The 4,022-nt window shown below is 63.3% G+C and carries 4 protein-coding genes; all 4 read right to left on the reverse strand.

What is annotated here, in order from left to right; translation table 11 throughout:
- Nucleotides 1-415 (reverse strand): response regulator (locus MOV75_RS29560; protein ID WP_247007086.1); only part of this gene is annotated, 415 nt, incomplete at its 3' end.
- 15 nt (nucleotides 416-430) lie between these two features.
- Nucleotides 431-1,285, reverse strand: coding sequence for a protein-glutamate O-methyltransferase CheR (locus MOV75_RS29565; RefSeq protein WP_246926095.1), 855 nt, complete (start codon nucleotides 1,283-1,285; stop codon nucleotides 431-433).
- A gap of 146 nt (nucleotides 1,286-1,431) precedes the next feature.
- On the reverse strand, nucleotides 1,432-3,234 hold the full coding sequence (locus tag MOV75_RS29570; protein ID WP_247007087.1) for a methyl-accepting chemotaxis protein: 1,803 nt from the start codon (nucleotides 3,232-3,234) through the stop codon (nucleotides 1,432-1,434).
- Between the two features lie 60 nt (nucleotides 3,235-3,294).
- Nucleotides 3,295-3,783 (reverse strand): chemotaxis protein CheW, encoded by a 489-nt coding sequence (locus MOV75_RS29575; protein ID WP_246932285.1) that lies wholly within the window; start codon nucleotides 3,781-3,783, stop codon nucleotides 3,295-3,297.
- Between the last annotated feature and the right edge of the window lie 239 nt (nucleotides 3,784-4,022).

The raw sequence follows: 4,022 nt of genomic DNA on the forward strand, positions 1-4,022 counted from the left end.
GACGAACCCGCGCGCGCGCCGCCGACTTCACGGCCTCGCGCAACCGCGTCGAGCATTCGAGCAGCGCCTGCCGCGTGTCGATCTTCGGTTTCGGCACGATGTCGACCGCGCCGGCCTCGAACGCCTCGAACATCACGTTCGAGCCCTCTTCGGTCAACGAAGAGCAAATGATCACCGGGATTGGGCGCTGCGCCATGATCTTGCGCAGGAACGTCATGCCGTCCATGCGCGGCATTTCCAGGTCGAGGATCATGACGTCGGGGATCTCGTTCTGGAGGCGTCGCGCCGCCGCGAACGGATCGGCAGCCGCTCCCATCACCTCGATCTCAGGGTCGTCGTTGAGGATCGTCTGCAGGATTTGGCGAACCGACGCCGAATCGTCCACGATCAGTACGCGAACTTTCTCCCTCGGCATCTCGTTGCGCTCCGGCTAGACCTGGAAAATGGTTGGCTGAACTTGCTTCAGCCCTGGCACGGCACTGTGAATCATCGATTCCGAATGTCCGACCAGCAGATAGCCGCCCGGACGCAAATGGCTGCACAATTGCTCGACCACCTTGCGCTGGGTCTCGCGCTCGAAATAGATCAGGACGTTGCGGCAGAAGATGATATCGACGTCACGATCGACGGGGTAGGATTTGTCCATGAGGTTCATCCTCATGAAATGCACCATGTTCCGCAATTCCGGCACGACCCGTACCTCACCGCGCGACTTGTCCCGCGACGACGAAAAATATCGTTTCACGAATTGCTCCGGCACTGGAGCGAGCACGTCGCGGGTGTAGATCGCCGTCTTGGCGAGGCGCAGCACCGCGGTCGAGATGTCGGTCCCGAGAATGCGGTACTGGAAACGCGAGCCGTTCCGCGTCATGTCGTCCAGCACCATCGCTGTCGTATAGGCTTCCATGCCCGTGGAGCTCGCCGAGCTCCAGATCTTGAGGTTCGCACTTTTGCGGCCATGCGATTTGAGCAGGGCGGGGATCGCGATATCCCGCAGGAAAGTGAAGTGCTGCGGCTCGCGGAAGAAATCGGTCTTGTTGGTCGTCACCACATCGATGAGATGGGTGAGCTCGGTATCGAAATGATCCGCCTCGAACAGGTTCTCGACATATTCGTTGAGGCCGGAAAAGTTGAGCGCGCGCACGCGCTTGTGCAGCCGCCCCTCCAGCATCAGCCGCTTGCCCTGCGGCAGCTTGATGCCGACCTGGCCCTCGATCAGTTGAGCGATGGTGCGGAAGTGGCGGTCCGACAGATGCACGGCGGTATCCTGCACGGCGGGCATCATGGCCGCCTGCTCCGGTCCGGGATGGCCGCCTGTACTGAATGTCGGGCCGTACGGGCCATCTTCGATCCTAAGCGTTGACGTATCCGTTGAAAGCGGACCGGTTCACCGTCGCAAGGCGGGCCGGTCCGCAAGAGTTCCGAGGAGTCCTAGCGCTGGAAATCGGCGTCCCGATCATCCTCGCCGTCATGCATGTCGAAGGCGAACCCGCCACCACCGGCAACCTTCAGGGCGCGCACCGGCTTGCCTTGCGGCTTCTTGGCCGGCCGCTCGGCCGCCGCCATCGTCGCCGCCTTGGTCCGCAACTGATCGACCGCCCGGTCGATCGGCGCAGCCGCATGGCCCTTTCCGCCCTGCTCGATGCGGAAATAGGCGATGGTGGACTGGAGCTGTTCGGCCTGCGAGGCGAGTTCCTCCGAGGTCGATGACACCTGCTCGGAGGCGCTCGCGTTCTGCTGGCCCACCTTGTCGAGCTGCTGGATCGCCTGGTTGATCTGGGCCGATCCGACGTCCTGCTCGCGGCACGCCGCGGTGATCTCCTCGACCAGCTCGGCGGTCTTCTTGATATCCGGAACGAGCTTGGAGAGCATCGCCCCGGCCTCCTGCGCCACCTTCACGGTGTCGACCGAGAGCGTCCCGATCTCGGCGGCGGCGGCCTGGCTGCGCTCGGCAAGCTTGCGCACTTCGGAGGCGACCACCGCAAAGCCCTTGCCGTGCTCGCCGGCGCGGGCGGCCTCGACCGCGGCGTTGAGTGCGAGCAGATCGGTCTGACGCGCGATCTCCTGCACGATCGTGATTTTCTCGGCGATTGTCTGCATCGCATTGACCGCCCGGCCGACCGCAGCACCGCTGGCCTCGGCATCCTTGGCCGACTGCGCGGCGATCTTCTCGGTCTGATTGGCGTTGTCGGCGTTCTGCTTCACGTTCGAGGCCATCTCCTCCATCGAGGAGGAGGCTTCCTCGGCGGACGAGGCCTGCTCGGTCGCACCCTGCGACAGCTGCTCGGCGCTGGCCGAGAGCTCCTGGCTGCCGGCCGAGACGTTCTGCGCCGCCGTCAGGGCTTCCGACACGATCTGGCGAAGCTTCTCCACCATGCGCTGGAGCGCGAGGCCGAGCGTGTCCTTGTCCGACAGCGGCTTGGCCTCAACCGTGAGATTGCCCTGCGCGATCTCGTTGGCGACGGCCGCAGTGGCGTTCAGATTGGCGGTCATCGCGTTCAGGGATTTGACGAGATCGCCGATCTCGTCGTTGCTGGAAGCATCGATCTTGTGGCTGAGATCGCCGATTGCGACGGCATCCGCCAGATCGACGGCCTTTGCGAGCGACCGGCTGATGTTGATCGAGATCCAGACCGCGCTAATCGCGGCAACAATGAGCGATACGACGACGAGCACGATGAGAATCAACTGGGCGCGGCGGCTGTCTTCGTTGGACTGCACGGCCTGTTCAGCCATCTGCCTCTTCGTGTTCGCGACATAGGCTCCCATCGCCTCCGTCGCGTCTGCGACCACCTTGCGCCCGTCGCCCATCGAGCGCTCCGTGGCCTTGGTCTTGTCGGTCTTTACCAGCCTGATCGTCTCTTCCTGGTAGACGTTCATCCTGGCGTAGGCACTCGTAAAGTTGTCGAGCAGCTTCTTGCCACCCTCGCTGGCGAGCGCGTGGACCTCGTCCTTGATCCTCGTTGCTTCCTCGCGGAGCTTGGCGGCGTTCATCGCGAATTCGTCGGCTTCGCTTGGCGTTCCCAGGATTGCGTTCTTTTCCGCCCTGACCTGCTGCCAAATGATCTTCTCGACTTCGGATGCCTTCTCCATCCGCTTGGCGCGAAGCACCATGGAATCTGCGGTCGCGGCCATGTCGGCCAACTTCATATAGCTTACGGCGCCTGCCACAATGAACAGAAGGATGACCAGGCCGAAGGCGCTGGCAAGCTTGGCTTTGACGGTGATTCTCATGTCAGTCTCGTTGGTTCGAATTGGGGTGGTTACGCGTGTCCACGCTTCACTCTTGCAAACTCAGGCGGCGCGGGGCGCATCCGTGCCGGCGTCGCGTCCTTCCGGAATCTTGTCGTTCGCCATCAGCTTGGCGAGATCGAAGATCACGACGAACTTCTCGCCCTTGCGGCCGATGCCGGCGGCGTAGTCGGACTGCCATTTACCGCCAACCTCGGGAATCGGCTCGATCGCCTGCTCGTCGATGTCGGTGACCTCGAACACGCAGTCGGCGACGAACCCAACGCCGACCAGACGATCCTTCATCGGCACGTCGAGAATGATGATGCGGGTCGCTTCCGTGGCGGCAACGGTCGGCAGGCCGAGCTTCTTCCTGAGATCGACGATCGGATAGCCGCTGCCGCGCACGTCGATCATGCCGAGCAGAAAGTCCGGCGCGTGCGGAAGCCGCGAGATCGGCCGCATGTCGAGAATCTCGCGGACGTTGCGGATGCTGATGCCGAACGTCTCGCCGGCGAGCCCGAGCGTCAGATATTGCGAAGTTGCGGCCATGGTGCAGTCCGGGTTCCGAAGATTTGGAAATGAGCGGTCCGGCGCGAGGCCGGACCGGTTGATCAGCGTTGGAATTCGGCGTCGCGATCGTCTTCGCCGTCATGCATGTCGAACGCGAAGCCACCGCCACCGGCGACCTTCATCGCACGTGCCGGCTTGCGGACAGGCGTCGGCTTCTTCGGGCCGCGATCGACAGCCGCCATGTGCGCAGCCTTGGCGCGGAGCTGACCGACGGCGCG

The organism is Bradyrhizobium sp. PRIMUS42, assembly GCF_023006515.1.
GTDB lineage: Bacteria > Pseudomonadota > Alphaproteobacteria > Rhizobiales > Xanthobacteraceae > Bradyrhizobium.

What these genes read in the sequence shown, in the direction of transcription:
- MOV75_RS29565 (WP_246926095.1), bottom strand. Translation starts at nt 1,285, where the DNA reads ATGATGCCCGCCGTGCAGGATACCGCCGTGCATCTGTCGGACCGCCAC.
- MOV75_RS29570 (WP_247007087.1), bottom strand. Translation starts at nt 3,234, where the DNA reads ATGAGAATCACCGTCAAAGCCAAGCTTGCCAGCGCCTTCGGCCTGGTC.
- MOV75_RS29575 (WP_246932285.1), bottom strand. Translation starts at nt 3,783, where the DNA reads ATGGCCGCAACTTCGCAATATCTGACGCTCGGGCTCGCCGGCGAGACG.